15 protein-coding genes, 1 pseudogene and 1 riboswitch are annotated in these 17,780 nt (G+C 67.3%); of the genes and pseudogenes, 9 read left to right on the top strand and 7 right to left on the bottom strand.

The features are described 5' to 3' along the window. Positions 1-163 precede the first annotated feature (163 nt). Together metK and ACE3T8_RS03700 are read left to right on the top strand one after the other, a co-directional pair. The gene (metK, locus tag ACE3T8_RS03705; RefSeq protein ID WP_374606906.1) at positions 164-1,372 is read left to right on the top strand and encodes a methionine adenosyltransferase; all 1,209 of its coding nucleotides are present in this window, start codon (positions 164-166) and stop codon (positions 1,370-1,372) included. A gap of 73 nt (positions 1,373-1,445) precedes the next feature. Continuing rightward, positions 1,446-2,995, top strand: a pseudogene (locus ACE3T8_RS03700) (SDR family NAD(P)-dependent oxidoreductase). 19 nt (positions 2,996-3,014) lie between these two features. Here ACE3T8_RS03700 and ACE3T8_RS03695 read toward each other — a convergent pair. Beyond that, positions 3,015-4,226 carry an OmpA family protein gene (locus tag ACE3T8_RS03695; RefSeq protein WP_374607057.1) on the bottom strand — a complete coding sequence of 404 codons (1,212 nt, stop codon included), beginning with the start codon at positions 4,224-4,226 and terminating at the stop codon, positions 3,015-3,017. Between the two features lie 250 nt (positions 4,227-4,476). On the opposite strand from ACE3T8_RS03695, the gene ACE3T8_RS03690 reads away from it, so the two are divergent. The 4 genes from ACE3T8_RS03690 (at position 4,477) to ahcY (ending at position 9,348) form a co-directional block, all read left to right on the top strand. Further along, positions 4,477-5,904 carry a circularly permuted type 2 ATP-grasp protein gene (locus ACE3T8_RS03690; protein ID WP_374606904.1) on the top strand — a complete coding sequence of 476 codons (1,428 nt, stop codon included), beginning with the start codon at positions 4,477-4,479 and terminating at the stop codon, positions 5,902-5,904. Continuing rightward, on the top strand, positions 5,904-6,902 hold the full coding sequence (locus ACE3T8_RS03685) for an alpha-E domain-containing protein (RefSeq protein ID WP_374606902.1): 999 nt from the start codon (positions 5,904-5,906) through the stop codon (positions 6,900-6,902). The genes ACE3T8_RS03690 and ACE3T8_RS03685 overlap by 1 nt, the downstream gene beginning before the upstream one ends. 72 nt (positions 6,903-6,974) lie before the next feature. Then, positions 6,975-7,715: a peptidase gene (locus ACE3T8_RS03680; protein ID WP_374606900.1), complete on the top strand. Its 741-nt coding sequence runs from the start codon at positions 6,975-6,977 to the stop codon at positions 7,713-7,715. 68 nt (positions 7,716-7,783) lie between these two features. After that, positions 7,784-7,864: riboswitch (S-adenosyl-L-homocysteine riboswitch) on the top strand. A gap of 35 nt (positions 7,865-7,899) precedes the next feature. Then, positions 7,900-9,348 carry an adenosylhomocysteinase gene (ahcY, locus tag ACE3T8_RS03675; protein WP_374606898.1) on the top strand — a complete coding sequence of 483 codons (1,449 nt, stop codon included), beginning with the start codon at positions 7,900-7,902 and terminating at the stop codon, positions 9,346-9,348. A gap of 93 nt (positions 9,349-9,441) precedes the next feature. Here ahcY and ACE3T8_RS03670 read toward each other — a convergent pair whose 3' ends face one another. The 6 genes from ACE3T8_RS03670 to ACE3T8_RS03645 all read right to left on the bottom strand — a co-directional run bounded on the left by ACE3T8_RS03670 (position 9,442) and on the right by ACE3T8_RS03645 (position 15,461). Then, entirely contained in the window at positions 9,442-10,095 is a 654-nt protein-coding gene (locus tag ACE3T8_RS03670; RefSeq protein ID WP_374606896.1) for a DUF2894 domain-containing protein, read from the bottom strand. Continuing rightward, entirely contained in the window at positions 10,079-10,732 is a 654-nt protein-coding gene (locus ACE3T8_RS03665; RefSeq protein ID WP_374606894.1) for an OmpA family protein, read from the bottom strand. Before ACE3T8_RS03665 ends, ACE3T8_RS03670 begins: the two co-directional genes overlap by 17 nt. Before the next feature lie 2 nt (positions 10,733-10,734). Continuing rightward, a complete protein-coding gene (locus ACE3T8_RS03660) occupies positions 10,735-12,933 on the bottom strand; it encodes a DUF802 domain-containing protein (RefSeq protein WP_374606892.1) in 2,199 nt (732 codons plus the stop codon). A 10-nt stretch (positions 12,934-12,943) separates the two neighbouring features. Next, entirely contained in the window at positions 12,944-13,648 is a 705-nt protein-coding gene (locus ACE3T8_RS03655) for a DUF3348 family protein (RefSeq protein WP_374606890.1), read from the bottom strand. Positions 13,649-13,741: 93 nt separating this feature from the next. Continuing rightward, positions 13,742-14,296 carry a DUF3228 family protein gene (locus ACE3T8_RS03650; protein WP_374606888.1) on the bottom strand — a complete coding sequence of 185 codons (555 nt, stop codon included), beginning with the start codon at positions 14,294-14,296 and terminating at the stop codon, positions 13,742-13,744. 7 nt (positions 14,297-14,303) lie between these two features. Beyond that, positions 14,304-15,461: a diguanylate cyclase gene (locus ACE3T8_RS03645; RefSeq protein ID WP_374606886.1), complete on the bottom strand. Its 1,158-nt coding sequence runs from the start codon at positions 15,459-15,461 to the stop codon at positions 14,304-14,306. A gap of 134 nt (positions 15,462-15,595) precedes the next feature. Here ACE3T8_RS03645 and metF point away from each other — a divergent pair, with 134 nt between their 5' ends. The 3 genes from metF (at position 15,596) to ACE3T8_RS03630 (ending at position 17,779) form a co-directional block, all read left to right on the top strand. Beyond that, the gene (gene metF / locus ACE3T8_RS03640; RefSeq protein ID WP_374607055.1) at positions 15,596-16,420 is read left to right on the top strand and encodes a methylenetetrahydrofolate reductase [NAD(P)H]; all 825 of its coding nucleotides are present in this window, start codon (positions 15,596-15,598) and stop codon (positions 16,418-16,420) included. Between the two features lie 102 nt (positions 16,421-16,522). Beyond that, positions 16,523-17,155, top strand: a complete 633-nt coding sequence (locus tag ACE3T8_RS03635; RefSeq protein ID WP_374606884.1) for a hypothetical protein — start codon at positions 16,523-16,525, stop codon at positions 17,153-17,155. Positions 17,156-17,200: 45 nt separating this feature from the next. Continuing rightward, positions 17,201-17,779: a hypothetical protein gene (locus ACE3T8_RS03630; protein WP_374606883.1), complete on the top strand. Its 579-nt coding sequence runs from the start codon at positions 17,201-17,203 to the stop codon at positions 17,777-17,779. Position 17,780: the final 1 nt, after the last annotated feature.

The raw sequence follows: 17,780 nt of genomic DNA, 5'->3' as shown, positions 1-17,780 counted from the left end.
CGCGGTTGCCGTCAGGTTGCGGGCAGATGACGAACCCGCTTAACGCAACCGCAATACCCATCCCCCGCCGGATGGCGCAAGATGCACGCGCGCCCGCAGGGTTGTATGATGCGCGCCCATCTTTTCATCCGCATACAAGGATGAATCACTCACAGGAGCCGCGATGTCCAGCTATCTCTTCACCTCGGAATCGGTCAGCGAAGGCCATCCGGACAAGATCGCCGACCAGATCTCCGACGCCGTCCTCGACGCGATCCTCGCGCAGGACAAGCGCGCCCGCGTGGCCTGCGAGACCATGGTGAAGACCGGCGCCGCCATCGTCGCCGGCGAAGTCACCACCTCCGCGTGGGTCGACATCGAGGCGCTGGCGCGCAAGGTCATCAACGACATCGGCTACGACAATTCCGACGTCGGCTTCGACGGCCACACCTGCGCCATCATCAACATGCTCGGCAAGCAGTCGCCCGACATCAACCAGGGCGTGGACCGCAAGAAGCCCGAGGAACAGGGCGCCGGCGACCAGGGCCTGATGTTCGGCTACGCCTGCAACGAGGCGCCGGAGTTCATGCCCGCGCCGCTGTACTACTCGCACCGCCTGGTCGAGCAGCAGGCCAAGGTGCGCAAGAAGGGCAAGCTGAAGTGGCTGCGCCCGGACGCCAAGTCGCAGGTCACCCTGCGCTACGACGGCAACACCGTGCTTGGCCTCGACGCCGTGGTGCTGTCGACCCAGCATGATCCGGACATCAAGCAGAAGGACCTGGTCGAAGCCGTGCGCGCCGAGATCCTCGTGCCGGTGCTGCCGAAGAAGTGGCTGGATTCGCTGTCGAAGAACAAGGTGCACATCAACCCGACCGGCAAGTTCGTGATCGGCGGCCCGGTGGGCGACTGCGGCCTGACCGGCCGCAAGATCATCGTCGACAGCTACGGCGGCATGGCCCGCCACGGCGGCGGCGCGTTCTCCGGCAAGGATCCGTCCAAAGTCGACCGTTCGGCCGCCTACGCCGCGCGCTACGTGGCCAAGAACATCGTCGCCGCCGGCCTGGCCGACCGCTGCGAAGTGCAGGTCAGCTACGCCATCGGCGTGGCCGAGCCGACTTCGATCTCGGTCACCACCTTCGGCACCGGCAAGGTCGGTGACGACGTGATCGAGAAGCTGATCCGCGCCAACTTCGACCTGCGTCCGTACGGCATCACCAGGATGCTGGACCTGGAGCATCCGATCTACCAGGCCACCGCCAGCTACGGCCACTTCGGCCGCAAGCCGAAGGAGATCAGCTACGTCGACGGCGACGGCAAGAAGCACACCGCGACCACCTTCTCCTGGGAGAAGACCGACAAGGCCGAGCAACTGCGCAAGGCGGCGAAGCTGTAAGCACGCCACGCTGTATCGCCATGCCGTGAAGCACGGGCCGCCCACGCGGCCCGTGTTTTTTTTGCAGGCCGCCATGTTCTTGAATCACGCCATACGCAAGACTGACGCCCTGACCAACACCACTGCGCCTTCCACCGACGCCGACGACTCCACCAGCGCGCATGACGCACTCGCACTGCTCGAGTCGATCGCCGCCGACCGTACCGTGCTGGACAGCTGGCCCAGCGATGAACGCACGCGCCTTCACCAGGCGATCGCGTCGATCTACCACCCGGAGCCCAAGCTGCGCCGCAAGAAGGCCAAGGAACGCGAGCGCGAACGCAACGCCGAGGCCGTGCGTCGCGCCGAGGCGGTGCTCGACCAGACCGGCATCCGCGAATTGCGCCGCAGGCCGGTGTTCACCACGCCGAACTATTTCCCGCCTGCATTGACCTCGCCCCAGCTCGCGCCGGTCGAGTCGAGCGAGTTGCTGCATTGCTATGTCTGCAAGCAGAAGTACACGCGGCTGCATCACTTCTACGACCAGCTGTGCCCGGACTGCGCCGACTTCAATTTCGCCAAGCGCACTGAACTGGCCGACCTCAGCGGGCGCGTCGCGCTGCTGACCGGCGGGCGGGTCAAGATCGGCTACCAGGCCGGCCTGAAACTGCTGCGCGCCGGTGCGCACCTCGTCGTCACAACCCGCTTCCCGCGCGATTCCGCCGCACGCTATGCGCAGGAGCCCGACTTCGGCGAGTGGGGCCATCGACTCGAAGTGTTCGGCCTGGACCTGCGCCACACGCCCAGCGTGGAGGCGTTCTGCCATGAACTGATCGGCAAGCTGCCGCGGCTCGACTTCATCATCAACAACGCCTGCCAGACCGTGCGTCGCCCGCCCGAGTTCTACGCGCACATGATGGAAGCGGAAACCGCCGCGCTGCACGACACGCCCGAAGACGTGCGCAGCTACAACATGCTGCCCGATGCCAATTCGGCAACCACGCAACTATCGATTGGTGGCAGCGGCGGCAATGCGGGACTCACGCGCTCCGCCGAACTCTCGCAGGTGCCGCTGCTTGCCGACGAATTGCTCGGGCAGAAGCACCTGTTCCCCGAGGGCCGGCTGGACCAGGACCTGCAGCAGGTCGACCTGCGCGAGCGCAATTCCTGGCGTCTGCTGATGCACGAAGTGCCATCGGTGGAATTGCTGGAGACCCAACTGGTCAACGCCATCGCGCCGTTCATCATCAACGCACGGCTGAAGCCGCTGATGCGCGCACGCCGGATCGCGACAAGCACATCGTCAGCGTGTCGGCAATGGAGGGGCAGTTCTACCGCAACTTCAAGACCACCCGGCACCCGCATACCAACATGGCGAAGGCCGCGCTCAACATGATGACGCGCACCTCCGCGGCGGATTACCACGCTGACGGCATCCACATGAACTCGGTCGATACCGGCTGGGTGACCGACGAGGATCCGGCCGAGCTCGCCGCGCGCAAGGTCATCGAGGAACGCTTCCATCCGCCTTTGGACATCGTCGACGGCGCCGCGCGCATCGTCGATCCGATCATCCACAGACTCAACACCGGCGAGCACGTCTGGGGCCAGTTCCTGAAGGACTACACGCCGACGGATTGGTAACCGCGCGGCGCTAAGCTGTTTAAGTCCGTACGAAGATTTCCACGCGCCGGTTCAACTGACGCCCGCCCGGATTGTCTGCGCCCTTGAGCGTGTTCGGCGCAACGGGTTGCGATTCCCCGTAACCCTTCGCGGTGGCCTCCTTGGCCGAGGCACGCGCTTGCAAGGCTGCCACGACGGATTGCGCCCTTCGCTCGGACAGCGACTGGTTGTAATCGTCACTGCCCTTGGCGTCCGTATGGCCGCGAATCTCCATCGACCTGGCGGGAACGGTCCGCAGCGCGCTCGCGAGGGTATCCAGCACCTTCGCAGCATCCGGCCGTATGTCCGACTTGTCGAAGTCGAAGAGCACGCGATCGCTCAGGCTGATGACGAAGCCGCACGGCACACCGGGTGGCGCAAATTTGCCGAGTGGCGGGAATTTGCCGGCGGGCGGCACCTTCGGCAATGGATCCATCTTGACCACCGTGCCGGGCGTCCCCACCCGACCGGTGCCATCGCCGTGGTTCTGCACCCGTTGTTCGGGTCCGTTCCATTCGCCGGAACCATCCGCCCTGATCGTCACCAGTCCCTGCGGGCCGTTCCAGGTGCCTGAGCCATCGCCATTGTTGGTGACGATGCCGCTGTCGCCGTTCCAGGTGCCCGCGCCCTTGCCATCGAGCGAGATGATGCCGTAGCGACCGTTGTAGGTGCCCGAGCCATCGGCGTTGACGCGGATGATCGCGTCGTCGCCACCGCCGTCGCCATTGCCGTTGATGGTGCCGCTGCCATCGGCATTGAGCGAGATGATGCCGCCTTCGTAATTTGCCGTGCCGCTGCCATCGGCATTGATCTGGAAAATCCCCTCATCGCCGTTGCGGCTGACATTGCCCTGTTCGTCCACGCTGGTGATTCCGGCATCCGTCACCAGCGCACCGTCCGTACTGCAGTTGGCGGGCCTGACGGTGATGCCGGCGATGGGATCCAGGATGTCCTGCATCGAGGTTTCCAGCGCCCGTTGCGCAGGCGTGACCCCGATGATGTCAGGCACGACGATCTGCGGGATCGCCGGGAACTGCAGCGATTCGTCTTCTGCGTCCTTGCCATCGGATGACATCGCCGCTGACGGTCCGGTCTGCTTACCACCGGACTCCGCGCTCTGACGAGCGCCGTCGTCGCCGCGACTGCAGCCCAGCAACAGCACCAATGGCGCAAGCAGGACAACGGGCTTCCAAACGCCTACGCACGGTGTCATGTCTCCAATGGACATAGCGGCTCCTTTGATCACGATGCGGACTAAGTACCGTTTCTGGCGTAAAGGATTTGGTAAACGGAAGCGCCCCATCCGATCGTGCAAGGCAGGCGGTGCCGAGCGGGGACACACCGTCAGAACCACCATCGCCTCAACCTCAGAAACCTCGCATATTGCATCGCAACATCTAGCCAGCGCCGCGCCTCCGTGCTATCACGGAGGCGTCGACCCGGGGACAAGGCTGGCCAGTCGGATGGCGATTGCGTACGACGAGATGCATGACCCGCTGCGCAGGGTGCGCGCGCACTACGGCGCGTTCGACAACTGGCTCAACCGCACGCCGGAGACCGAGATCGGGCACAAGCGGCGCGAGGCGGAGATTTCCTTCCATCGCGTCGGCATCACCTTCTCCGTGTACGGCGAGGAATCCGGCAACGAGCGGCTGATCCCGTTCGACCTGGTGCCGCGGATCGTCCCGGCCGGCGAATGGAAGATGCTGGAAGCCGGGCTGCGCCAGCGCGTGCATGCGCTGAACCTGTTCCTGGGCGATGTCTACGGCGAGCAGCGGATCCTCAAGGAAGGCCGGGTGCCGATGGACCTGGTCTTCGAGAACAGCGAATACCGGCAGGAGATGCGCGGCTTCGCGGTGCCCGGCGGCGTGTATTCGCACATCTCCGGCATCGACCTGGTGCGCGCCGGCGACGGCGAGTACTACGTGCTGGAAGACAATCTGCGGGTGCCGTCCGGTGTGTCGTACATGCTGGAGAACCGCCGGATGATGGCGCGGCTGTTGCCGGAGCTGTTCGCGCGCCAGCAGATCGCGCCGGTCGAGCGCTATCCGGACATGCTGCTGGACACCCTGCGCGAGGCCGCGCCGGCCGGCGTGGACCATCCGGTCGTTGCCGTGCTGACGCCGGGCGCAGCCAACTCCGCGTATTTCGAGCATGCGTTCCTGGCCCAGCAGATGGGGGTGGAACTGGTCGAAGGCGCGGACCTGTTCGTGCGCGACGCAATGGTCTACATGCGCACCACCCGCGGCCCGCAGCGCGTGCACGTGCTGTACCGCCGGGTCAACGACGACTACCTGGATCCGCGAGTGTTCCGCGCGGAATCGATGCTCGGCGTGCCCGGCCTGTTCGAGGCCTACCGCGCCGGCAACGTGACCCTGGCGAATGCGCCCGGCACCGGCGTGGGCGACGACAAGTCGGTGTATCCGTACGTGCCGGAGATGATCCGCTTCTATCTGAGCGAAGAGCCGATCCTGCACAACGTGCCGACCCGCGTCCTGCGCGATCCCGATGACCTCAAGTACACCCTCGAGCACCTGCACGAACTGGTGGTGAAGGAAGTCCACGGCGCCGGCGGTTACGGGATGCTGGTCGGGCCGGCATCGACCAAGGCGGAGATCGAAGACTTCCGCCAACGCATCCTCGCCGATCCCGGCAACTACATCGCGCAACCCACGCTGTCGCTGTCGACCTGCCCCACCTTCGTCGAGAGCGGGCTGGCGCCGCGCCACATCGACCTGCGTCCCTACATCCTCTGTGGCCGGCGCATCCATGTGGTGCCCGGCGGGCTCACCCGCGTGGCCCTGCGCGAAGGCTCGCTGGTGGTGAATTCGTCGCAGGGCGGCGGCACCAAGGACACCTGGGTGCTGGAATCCGACGGAGGGCCGGGCTGATGTTGTGCCGGACCGCCAGCGACCTGTACTGGGCCGCGCGCAACGTCGAGCGCGCCGAGAACACCGCGCGCCTGGTCGACGTGACCCTGCGCATCGCCCTGCTCCCGGAGCGATACGACCGCGGCAAGAAGGAAGCCGCGCCGTGGCGACGCGCACTGGACGCACTCGGTGCAGCCGACGTGGTGCGCAACCGCTACGGCCGGATCGATGCGGAATCCGTGCAGCGCCATCTTCTGCTGGCCGCGGACAATCCGTCGTCGGTGTACAGCTGCCTGCATGCCGCGCGCGAATGCGCCCGCGCGCAACGCGTTGCGATCACCGCGGAGATGTACGAAGACCTCAACGTCTCCTGGCTGGAGATGCGCGGGCAGACCTGGAGCCGGTTGCATGCCGATGGCATCAACAACCTGCTGGAACGGGTGAAGGGACGTTCGGCCTCGTTCCGCGGGGTCACCATCGGCACGCTCGGGCGCGGCGAGGGCTACCACTTCCTGCAACTCGGGGCCTTCGTCGAACGCGCCGACTGGGCGATCCGCCTGCTCGACATCGCCGGCAGCGAGGGCGAAGCCGAGGCCCGCGAGCAGGACGCGGTCGACTACTTCCGCTGGAGCGCGCTGCTGCAGTCGCTGTCCGCCTTCGAAACCTATCGCCGGCTGTATCGCGGCTCGGTCAATGCCGCCGGCGTGGTCGACCTGATGCTGCTGCAGGAAGGCAATCCGCGATCGCTGCTGACCTGCACCGCGACCGCGCACAACGTGCTGCAGACGCTGGCAGGCGGCGACGCGATGGAAGTGGTGCGCCAGGCCGGCGCACTCTCCGCGCATTGCCGCTACGCGCGCATCGACGAAATCGTCGACCATGGGCTCGAGACATGGCTACAGGAGGCGATGGCGCGGCTGGTTCGGCTTGGCGATGCGATCCACCGGCAGTTCATGGTCTCGACCGATGTCGCATCGCCGGTGGTCGTGGCCGCGCGTCCGTGGGGCCACGACCAGTGATCCCTTCACCCGCGGCGATCTGCGCGGGCACAATGCCATCCGCATCATCCCTCATCGGCGACGCCTCCTGACATGACCTATTGCATCGGCCTGAACCTCGACGAAGGCCTGTTGTTCGCCTCCGATTCGCGCACCAATGCCGGCGTCGACGACGTCCGCCGCTTCGGCAAGATGCGGGTGTTCGCGGTGGACGGCGACCGGGTCATCGTCACCCTCTCGGCCGGCAACCTGTCGCTGACCCAGAACACCTTGAACCTGCTGGAATATCGCGCCAACCATGGCGATGGCGTGGGCCTGTACAGCGCGCAATCGATGTTCGAGGTCGCCACCCTGGTGGGCGACGCGATGCGCGAGATCCGCAAGCGCGATGCCGCCTACCTGCGCGACAGCGGGATCGACGCATCCGGCACCTTCATTGTCGGCGGCCAGATCAAGGGCGAGACGCCGCGCCTCTTCATGGTGTACTCGGAGGGCAATTTCATCGAGTCCAATCCGGACACCCCGTATTTCCAGAGCGGCGAGATCAAGTTCGGCAAGCCGATCCTGGACCGCATGGTCACCCCACAGACCTCGCTGGACGCCGCCACCAAGTGCGCGCTGGTCTCGTTCGACTCGACCATGCGCTCCAACCTGTCGGTCGGCCCGCCGATCGACCTGCTGCGCTACCGGCGCGATGCGTTGTCCATCGACCTGAAGATGCGCCTGGAAGACGACGACCCCTATCTCAACCAGGTCCGCAGCCACTGGAACGACAGCCTGCGCTCCGCGCTGGAATCGCTGCCCACGCCGGCCTGGATGACGCCAGGCGGCTGAACCGTCCGTCGGCACGCCGGCCACGCGATTCATCCCTGCAACCCGATAAGGCGATAAACTGCGCGCGCCCTGCCGAGGGGCGCTGCGACCGTGTGGATCCCACCACGGCCAGGCTCGGCACGGTTCCACGCAAACGGCGCCCGTTACTGCGAATCCCGCGCGGATTCCAACGACGGAGCAGCACATGAACGCACAACTGAAGACCTTCTCCACGGAAGGCGACTACAAGGTCGCCGACATTTCCCTGGCCGACTGGGGCCGCAAGGAACTGGACATCGCCGAGCACGAGATGCCGGGCCTGATGTCGATCCGCAAGAAGTACGCCGCCAGCAGGCCGCTCGCCGGCGTGCGCGTGACCGGCTCGCTGCACATGACCATCCAGACCGCGGTGCTGATCGAGACGCTGAAGGACATCGGTGCCGACGTGCGTTGGGCGTCCTGCAACATCTTCTCGACCCAGGACCATGCCGCCGCCGCGATCGCCGCCACCGGCACCCCGGTGTTCGCGTGGAAGGGCGAAACCCTGGAAGAGTATTGGGACTGCACGCTGGATGCGCTGACCTTCACCCTGGCCGACGGCACCCAGACCGGCCCGGAACTGGTCGTCGATGACGGTGGCGATGTCACCCTGCTGATCCACAAGGGCTACGAGCTGGAACAGGGCGACGCAAGCTGGGTGAACTCCGCCTCCGGCAGCCACGAAGAGCAGGTGATCAAGAACCTGCTCAAGCGCGTGGCCACCGAGCGCCCCGGCTACTGGACCCGCGTGGTCAAGGACTGGAAGGGCGTGTCCGAGGAAACCACCACCGGCGTGCATCGCCTGTACCAGATGGTCGAGGCCGGCAAACTGCTGGTGCCGGCGATCAACGTCAACGATTCGGTCACCAAGTCCAAGTTCGACAACCTCTACGGTTGCCGCGAGTCGCTGGCCGATGGCCTGAAGCGCGCAATGGACGTGATGCTGGCCGGCAAGGTCGCGGTGGTCTGCGGCTATGGCGATGTCGGCAAGGGTTCCGCGCACTCGCTGCGTGCCTACGGCGCGCGCGTGGTGGTCACCGAGATCGACCCGATCAATGCCCTGCAGGCGTCGATGGAAGGCTTCGAGGTCAACACCGTCGAGTCGACCCTCGGCCGTGGCGACATCTATGTCACCACCACCGGCAACAAGGACGTGCTGACCATCGACCACCTGAGCCAGATGAAGGACCAGGCGATCGTCTGCAACATCGGCCACTTCGACAACGAGATCCAGGTCGATGCGCTGAACGCCTTCCCGGGCGTGGCCAAGCTCAACATCAAGCCGCAGGTCGACAAGTACACCTTCGCTGACGGCCGCGCGATCTTCCTGCTGGCCGAAGGCCGCCTGGTCAACCTGGGCTGCGCCACCGGCCACCCGAGCTTCGTGATGTCGAACTCGTTCTCGAACCAGACGCTGGCGCAGATCGACCTGTGGGCGAACAAGGAGGCCTACGAGCCGAAGGTCTACATCCTGCCGAAGAAGCTGGACGAGGAAGTCGCGCGCCTGCACCTGGAGAAGATCGGCGTGAAGCTGACCACCCTGACCGCCGAACAGGCTGCGTACCTCGGTGTCGACGTGGACGGCCCGTACAAGCCGGAACACTACCGCTACTGAGCACTACCCTGTAGTTGCGATAAAAGACGGGCGCCGAAAGGCGCCCGTTTTCGTTTGGAGGACCGCGCGATGCCGGATGCGTGCGGAGAGCCGTCAGTCCTTGCGCTTGCGCGGCGCGCGGGCCCGCTTCGCCGCCGGCCTCCTGCCTGACATCGGCAACGACGGATCGGCCACGGCTACCGGGCCGAACAGGTGTTCGAGTTCGGACAGCACGTCGACATAGCCGATGAAGTGTTCGAGAAACCCGGGCGAGGCCTCGCCCATCCGCAACAGCATGCGGTTTACCAGTTGCGCCGAGTTGAGCGGGCCGGTGTCTTCGTGCGGTTTCTGCAGGGATTGCCGCAACTGGCGTTCAGTGCGCACGGCCTTCCACAGTTCCCGCGCCGGCTGCAGTGCCGGGAGTTCTGCGTGCTGGATGGCGGGCGCGGTTGGATCGAGATGCCCGGCATCGACGTCGATGCCGCCACGCCGCGCATCGCATTCCGCGACCAATGCCGCGAGCGGACGCGCTGCGTCGATTGCGGATGGCGATGCGGCTGCCTTGCGCGCGATCGTCGCCGCATGCGCTTCCGCCAACGCGTCGATGCGCGGTTGCAGGAGCGCCCGCATGGACGCATCTGCGGATGCGCTGCGCCGCACCAGCGATTCCAGCCGATGGAAGCCGACTGGATCGACACGATGTGTGCCCGCCGCGCGCCAAGCATCGAGTCGTGAGCGCAGCGTGGCGATCTCAGCCGCCACGGCCATTCCCGCCGGATGCACGATTGCGCGGCACCGGCGCCATCTCGACGCGGCGATTGCGCGCGCGCCCTTCGCTGTCGTCGTTGGACGCCACCGGTTGTTCGGCGCCGAACGCCGCCGCGAATACCGAGGACGACGGGATGCCGGCCTCGATCAGCGCACGCGTCACCGTCAGCGCGCGCTGCGCGGACAACTCCCAGTTGTCGGCGAAATGCAGGTTGTCGCCGTGGATGCCGCGGTCGTCGGTGAAGCCGCTGACCATCAGGATCTCGTCGCGCGCGCGCAGGTATTCGCCCAGCGGACCGGCCAGCGTGCCCAGCACCTCGCGGCCCTCCGGCTGCAGTTCGTCGGAGTTCAAGGCGAACAGCACGCTGCCGCGGATGCCGATGCGGCCATCGACCAGGGTGATGCGCCCCTCGGCGAGCGGCGCAGCCAGCGCCCGCTCCAGCGCCTTGCGTCGCTGCTCGGCGACTTCGCGCTGGTGAATCTCGTCGCGCAGCCGGGTTTCCATGTGCAGCTGCACGCCGATCACGCCGACCAGGATCAGCGCGAACACGCCCAGCAGCACCGCCATCAGGTCGCCGAACGCGGCCCAGATCGGCGTGGATTCGCCATCGCCGTCGATGTCGGACTCGACTTGCATGCTCAGGCCGCCTGCGACTGGTCGGCGGCGCCCTGCGCCTGGCGCAGGTCGTCGACGATCTGCTTCTGCGCCAGCAGGCTTAGGTCGATCACTTCACGCGCCTGGGCGACGTAATAGGCCAGCTGGTCATCGCTGCGGGCCAACGATTTCTCCAGCGCGCCCTCGATGCGCTCCAGCCGCTCCGCGAGGCGTTCGTTGACGTCGCCGAATGCCTGCACGGCAGCGCCGAAGGCCTCGCCCAGGCTGGCCACCTCGATCGCGCCGACCGACACGCGCGCGGCCATGCCGTCGAGCTTGCCGGCCTCTGCCTCGACGTGGTCGCTGAAGCGATTGCCCACGCGCTCCAGCAATTCCGCGGAGGTACCGACCAGCGCGTCGATCGCCGCCTTCTGCTCGGTCGACGCATGGTTGACCGCCTGCAGCAGGGTGGACAGGGTTGCCAGCAACTGGTTGCGTTCGTCCAGCATTGCGGTGTCGCGGACCATGCTGTGGGACAGCGACTGGCGCAGTTCGCCGACCACTTCGGCGGCCACGCGCGGCGCTTCGGACGCGGATTGCATCAACTTCGCGACTTCGCTGATCGTCGCCCCGGCATGCGCGCGCGACTGCTCACCGATGTCGTTGGCGGCCTGCGCCAGCGCGTCGAGGATCGCCTGCTGGCGCGCGGACGCGGCATCGCCCACCTGCGTCCATTCCTCGCGCAGCGCAGCGCCGAGGTCCGCCAGCGACTCACTCCACGTAGCCAGCCGCTCGCGATCCTGCGCCGCGAGTGCGGCCTGCAGCTCGCGATGGGACCCGTCGACCGCGCGCAGCAGCGACTCGGACTGCGCGGCAAAGGTGGCGGACGCCTGGCCCATCGCCTCACGGTGGCCGCTGGCCAGCGCATCGTGGGTCGATTGCTGGCGCGCCAGCGCGTCCTGCCAGGTGGCGGCGATGCCGGCCACGCCGGCGTCGAGCTTCGCCGCCACCCCGTCGAGCAGGCCCAGCGAACGCTGCTCGAAACGCGCGTCGAGGCGTTCCAGCGCAGCGGACAAGTCCGTCGCCTGCGCCTGCCCGGCCTCGCGTTGCGCCTCCAATGCGTGCGTCCACAGGCCGGCGATCACCTGGGTCGAGGATTGCAGGCCGCTGGCCGCGTCCTGCAGGTGGCGCTGCACCGCATCGGCCAAGGTTTCCTGCAATGCGCGGGTGCCGCTGGCGATCTCCGCCATCGTCGCCTGCATCACCGGTTGCAATGCGCCGCTGGCGGCCTGGGCGCCGAGCGCGATGCTGTCGTGCAAGGACTGCTGCACGGAGGCGGCCAGCGCCACGTGGATGGCTTCGGTGCGTGCATGGAACTGCGCCTGGCTGGCGGCCAGGCGTTCGTGGGCGGCGCTGCCTTCGCGTTCGATGCTGGCCGCCATCGCCTGCAGGCGTTGCGCGCCTATATCGCCATGCCGCTCCAGCGTTGCCGCCAGCGCCTGCATGCGCTCGCCCTGCGCTGCGCCGTTCTGCTCCAGCGTCGTCGCCAGCAGTTGCAGCCGAACCACCAGCGTCGGCATGAGCGCCGCTTGCTGCTGCATCAGGCCGAAGGCTTCATCGCGACGATGCGCGGGCGTGAGGCTGCGCAGCGGCCCGGCGATGGCGGCATCCAGCGCACGCCCGGCAGCACCGCGTTCGCGCCGGCAGAGTGCGGCCAGCAGGCCCAGGGCCGCGGCGGTGGCGATGCCGGCGATCGAGGTGCCGAAGGCAAAGCCCAGGCCCTTGACCGGCGCGGCCAGCGAATCGCGGATGGCCTGCAGGTCGCTGGCGGTTTCCAGCGCGAGTCCGGTGCCGCGCAACGTGGCCATCATGCCCAGCAAGGTGCCCAGCATGCCCAGCAGCACCAGCAGGCCCGCCAGGAAACCGGACAGCGCCGGTGCCGGCAAGGCCGCGCGCTCGCCATCGATGCGCAGGCGCACGGCACCGCGCAGGGCAGGATCGATCGTGGACAGCCATGCGCCAAGGTCGGCCGGTGCTTCGGCCAGGCCATTCGTCGCGGCATCGAGCGTCGCGGTCGCCCTGCGGTAGCGATCCAGTTCCAGCGCACCGGCCACGTAGGCGGCACCGATCAGCAGGGTGACCAGCAGCACCCACGGATTGGCCGCCGCATGCACGACCGCGATCCACGCGACCACGGCCAGGCCCAGCAAGAAAAGGAGGAGATGCAGGGGATGTCGTTTCATGGCGTCCAGGTCAATGTGCGCGGAGCGCCGCCAGCAAGCCTTCGATCGGCATGAAGCGGACGTCGAGTTCGGCCAGCAGCAGGTCCTGCATGTCCTGGCGCAGGACATGTGGCCAGGCATCGCCGGCAGGGGTGACCTGCGCGAGCAGGTCGGGGGCATCGCGGCCGGCACTGGCCCGGCGATTCAGGTGGAGGTGGCGCTCGGCCAGCAGGCCCGGCACCGCCGCCAGCAGGCGGTGTTCGCGCGGGCTCGCAACCAGTTCCATCACCGCGTCGAGTTCGGCCAGGCGTGCCTGCGCCGGGGCGCCCCGGGCCAGGCGGTCGCGCAGGCTGCCGCGCAGGCGACCGGTCGCGGCCTGCATGGCGTGCTGGATCGCGATGTAGCGCTTGCGCGATTGGTCGAAGCCGGTGGCTGCATCGACGCCGGCATGCGCCATCGCCTGGTCCCAGGCCTCGCGGTCGCCGATCTGCAATTCCAGCGCGCGTCGCGCCTGCGCGACCTCATCGGCAGGATCGTGGCCGTGCGGAGCCGGCGTCGGCGCGTCCAACGGACGATCCAGCGCACGCGACAGGGCGACCGCCCGCGTCCAGTCGATCCATTGCCCGAGCCGTTGCGATGGCGCCAGCCCGGAAGCCTGGCCGTCGACGGCGGCGATGCGCGCCAGCAGGCGGATGAAAGTCGGGCCCGCCACGGGCACCCGGGTTGCGATATCCAAAAAAAAATCGGGCTGCCTGCAGGGAGCCGGGCATTTTACAGCCTGCGTGGAACCCTTGCCGCCGGCGATGTTCCACGCTGCCGCGATGCCGCCTCAGCGCCAGTTGGCGTGGGTCTCCCAGAACGCCACGCTGCGCCGGTAGGCATCACGATCCAGGGCCACCCCGGAGCCGCCCTCGGCCACGCCCAGCGCATTGCGCATCATCGTGATCGGCGCCATCGGGATCTCTTCGGGTGCCGATGTGTACAGGCAGCCGACCACGCCCCAGTCGGCATCGATCGGTTCGCCCTCTTTCGCCAATTGCGCGCGGCTGTAGAGGATCGGGACCAGGTAGTCGGCCACCGGCGGATCCACGCCTTCGAACCAGCGCACCAGCACCGGCAGTTCGTCCTTCGTCCGCGCCTCGTAGGCGGTGCGCAACTGCCGGCGGTTCGCGTCGTTCACCGGCACCACCGAGCAGCGGGTGGACGTCCAGTTGCTATGCACGTGCAGCCGGCAGAACGGGGCATAGCCGGGCAGCACATGCAGTGGTGCTTCGTCGTTGAGGCGGCGCTCGAACTGCTCCGCCGTGCAATCGCGGATCGCGGTGCCGCGGCCGTCACGCGGGAACAGGCGGATGCGTGCGAACGGTGTCAGGACGATCGACATCTATGGCTCAGCGATCCGGCGATGCGACATCGCCTTCGGTGCCCACGCGGTTGCGGCCGGCGGCCTTGGCCTCGTAGAGCGCGGAGTCGGCCGCATGGTAGAGCGCGTCGGCGTCGTGGTGGCGATGCGGGTGGAACGCCGCCACGCCAATGCTGACGCTCAATGCGACGGCCGCATCGGCACCGGCATCCATGGGATCTGCGGCAAGCCGCGCACGGAAGCCCTCGGCGCGTTCGAGTGCCTGTTGCAGCGATGCATCGCGCAGCAGCACGCCGAATTCCTCGCCACCCAGGCGCGCCACCAGTTCCTCGTCCCCAGCGAAGGCGGCCTGCAGCCGCCCGGCGAATGCGCGCAGGCAGGCATCGCCGCGTGCATGCCCGTGCTGGTCGTTGATCGCCTTGAAATGGTCCAGGTCGAGGATCAGCAGCGACAAGGGCGCGCCCTGCGTGCGCGCCTGCGCGGACCACTCCTCCAGTGCCGACGAGAACCGACGCCGGTTGGCCAACCCGGTCAGGCCGTCGCGCCGGCTCTGCTGCTGGAACAGGTCGCGTTGCTGGCGCAACTCGTCCTCCAGGTCCAGGCGTTGCAGGTATTCGGCATGGCTGCGGCGCAATGCCAGGCTGACATAGAGCAGGTACAGCGCGCTCACGCCGATCAACTCGAAGCGGGCACCGCTGAGGATCATCGCCGCCAGCGTGGGCAGGTAAAGCAACAGCACTGCGGCGAACGCATGCCGCAGGCGCATCGGGAAGTTGTGCGCGAACGCGGTGGCGAAGGCATAGGAACTGATCGCGGCCACGGTACGCGCGCTTTCCTCCGGCGCCACCATCAGCAGCCACGCCGAGGCCGCGCCCCACAATGCAGCGTTCACCAGCAACAGCAGCCAGATGTAGTCCAGTCGCCCGCGCACGGCCTCTTCGCCGCTGTCCTCGGGCAGGGCGCGCACGCGGAAGCGCACCACGGTCAGGCCGATGAAGCCCAGGCTGATCGCGATGAAGGCCATCGGGGAACGTTGCCAGAGGCTGGCGGCCACGCCGGCCAGCGTCCACAACAGCACGTAGAACGGCCCGCCCAGGCGCAAGCGCTGCAGTGTTTCGCGCAACTCCTGCAGCAGGCGCGGCGGCGCCTGCGTCGCGGGCACGACGTGGTCGACAGCGTGTTGCATGGATTCCCCCTGCCTGCACGATGCATGGCGGGCTCCGATGGCGTCAAGCGCGCCTTCCCAGCTGAACGATATTAATCTTTTGCTTCATCCGGATGAAGAGATACAATCGCCGCATCCTGCACGCGAACGACGCCATGCTGCCGATCAGTTTCGAGTTCTATCCGCCCAAGACCGACGAGCAGCGCGCGCAGCTCGACCGCAGCGTGCACAAGCTGAAGGCCCACGCGCCGCAGTTCACGTCGGTGACCTTCGGCGCCGGCGGCTCGACCCTCAGCCACACCCCGGAAACCGTGCAGCGCCTGCGCAGCGAACATGGCGTGGCCGGCGTACCGCACCTGACCTGCGTCGGCGGCAACCGCGAGGAAATCCGCTCGCTGCTCAAGCTGTACCGCGCGCTGGGCTGCGACCGCATCGTCGCGCTGCGCGGCGACACGCCCTCGGGCATGGTGCGCAGCGGCGACCTGCGCTACGCCAACGAGCTGGTGGAGCTGATCCGTGCCGAGCATGGCGACCACTTCGCCATCGAAGTCGCGGCCTATCCGGAAACCCATCCGCAGGCCGAGGACGCGATGGCCGACCTGCGCAACTTCAAGCGCAAGGTCGATGCCGGTGCGGACAGCGCGATCACCCAGTACTTCTACAACACCGACGCCTATTTCCGTTTCGTCGACGACGCGCGCGCGCTCGGCATCGACATCCCGATCATCCCCGGGATCATGCCGATCTCCAACTTCAGCCAGTTGCGGCGCTTCTCCGAAGCCTGCGGCGCCGAGATCCCGCGCTGGATCGCCCAGCGCATGCGCGGCTACGGCGACGATGCCGACAGCATCCGCGAGTTCGCCTCGGACTTCGTGGCGCAGCTCTGCGAGCGGCTCGTCGCCGGTGGCGCGCCGGGGCTGCACTTCTACACACTCAATTTGGCGAAACCGACCCTGAACGTACTGGCCCGATTGCGCTGATTCGGGCGAGGTTCAGCGTTTTCCGACGGATCGTCGACACCCGCGCATGGATCCTCGCAGCGTGCCGAAGGGGCACGCCACGTTCTTCCCGCCATGCGCATCATGTCCGTCCCCCTCCTTGCCTCTGCCTTGCTGCTGGCCGTACTGCCGGCGGTGCCGCATCGCGCGGAGGCCGATACCGGCGTGCTTCGTTGCCGCATGCCCGATGGCAGTTCCGCCTACACCAACAAGGCGTGCAGCGCGTTCGGTGGCAAGGCCATGCCCCTGCCCGGCGACGTGCTTGACCGGATCGAACGCGACCAGCGACATGAAGCCCGGCAGGCAGGCATCGAAGTGCCGGATGCGGCATCGCAGGCAGCGCCCATCCAGGCCAGCGTGCGGCGCGACGTGCAGGGCGGTTGCGCCGCCAGCCCGCAGCAACTCGCGTCCGACTTGGTCGCGTCGGTGGCGATGCAGGACGTCAACCGCGTGGCGGAAAGCTTCGACTGGGCCGGCATGCCGCATGCGCAGGCGCAGCGGGTGATGACCGACCTGGAGCGGCTGTCCACCCAGCAGGTGGCGGACATCGAATACTTCGACGCGACGATCGGTGGTGCCACCATGGTCGCGGACGCGGGATCCTCTGGCGGCGCGGATCGGGGCCTGATGCAGGTGACCTTCGCCGATGACAAGGGGACGTCCGTCCTCGATTTCGAGGTGACGCGCGACGAGGGCTGCTACTTCCTGCAGTACTGACCACCGCACTTCCTCGATGCGACGCGCCCGCGTAGGCTGCGCGACATGCATCGCCCCGCCCTGCTCCTGTTGCTGTTGATCGCCGGCCTGCTGGCACCCGATGCGGCGCGGGCGCAGGTCAAGCGCTGCACCGCCGCGGATGGCACGCTGGTCTACACCGACCGCAAATGCGACGACATCGGCGCGACGGAACGCTCGGGTGCGCTGCCATCGGCAGGTGGCGCGATCGCCGCGCACCATCGCAATGTCTGCGCGCGCACGGTGCAGGATCTGGTCTATTCCTTCAGCAACGCGCTGCAATCGGGCGATGCCAACCAGGTCGCCGGCGTCTACGACTGGGCGGGCATGCCGACTTCCAGCGCCTACAAGGTGATGACCCGCCTGGAGGCCATCGCCAAGCGCCCGCTGATCGACGTGCAACCGATGTACAGCGGGGATACCAATGCCTACGGCGACGACATCGTCACGTTCGACGAGACCACCGGTGAAGTGATCACCCGTGCGCCGCGCAAGCCGCGCCTGATCGGCCTGCGGGTGGAGCAGACGCTGGCCAACGGCAGCACGCCCTCGCGCACCAACTTCGGCCTGCGCCAGCGCCTGGGTTGCTGGTGGGTGCGGCTGTGAG

The sequence above is a fragment of the Thermomonas sp. genome (assembly GCF_041919455.1).
Taxonomy (GTDB): domain Bacteria; phylum Pseudomonadota; class Gammaproteobacteria; order Xanthomonadales; family Xanthomonadaceae; genus Thermomonas.
The sequence above is the reverse complement of the archived record's forward strand: the minus strand, read 5'-3'. Positions and strand labels throughout refer to the sequence as shown.